Source organism: Mycobacterium sp. E2462 (assembly GCF_001672685.1).
Lineage (GTDB): Bacteria > Actinomycetota > Actinomycetes > Mycobacteriales > Mycobacteriaceae > Mycobacterium.
Genome location: NZ_LZKC01000403.1, coordinates 1 through 629 on the forward strand (window position 1 = coordinate 1; position 629 = coordinate 629).

The window sequence follows — 629 nt, forward strand, 5'->3', positions numbered from 1 at the left end:
GCGGCGGGTACTGAGGTTGCTGCAGATTGGGCTGGGGGGCGCCGAACTGCTCGGTAGCCGCCTGCGAGGCGCCCGCCACGGGCTGCGGCGGCGCCTGCCGCGGGCCGCCGGTGTTGATCCGCTCGGTCGGCCGCTCAGTGGGCGGCGGGCCGAAGGGGCCCTGGCTGCCGGGACGGCCCCACGTCGGCGGGTCCTGGTTCGGGGGTCCTTGCGGGTTCGTCACCCGACCGATTCTGCACTATCAACCTGTGTGAAGTCCGACTGGTTTCTCAGCACCGCGATGCTCTCCCGGGCCTTGGCGACCCGGTCCACGTCGATGTCCGCGACGAGCAGCTGCGGCTGCGATCCCGCGGACGCGACCACCTCGCCCAGCGGCGACGCGACCAGGCTGCCGCCCACGCCGGTCGGGGCGCCCGCGCCGTCCAGGGCTTTGCCGGGGTCCGCCTGACCGGCGGCGGCGAGGTAGCTCATCGAGTCGAGCGCGCGGGCCCGCGCCAGCAGCGTCCACTGCTCGAGTTTCCCGGGACCGGCGCCCCAGGACGCGCACACGGTGATCAGCTGGGCCCCGCGGCGGGCCAGCTCGGTGTACAGCGCGGGGAAGCGGATGTCATAGCAGACGGTCAGCCCCA

1 protein-coding gene and 1 pseudogene are annotated in these 629 nt (G+C 74.1%); both read right to left on the reverse strand.

Features of this window, described 5'->3' with window-relative positions:
- Positions 1-223: pseudogene (locus A5714_RS20805) on the reverse strand (DUF2993 domain-containing protein); the annotation flags it as partial.
- A partial coding sequence (locus A5714_RS20810) for a nitrilase-related carbon-nitrogen hydrolase (RefSeq protein ID WP_304528512.1) occupies positions 220-629 on the reverse strand: 410 nt, incomplete at its 5' end. The gene A5714_RS20810 and the pseudogene A5714_RS20805, both read right to left, overlap by 4 nt.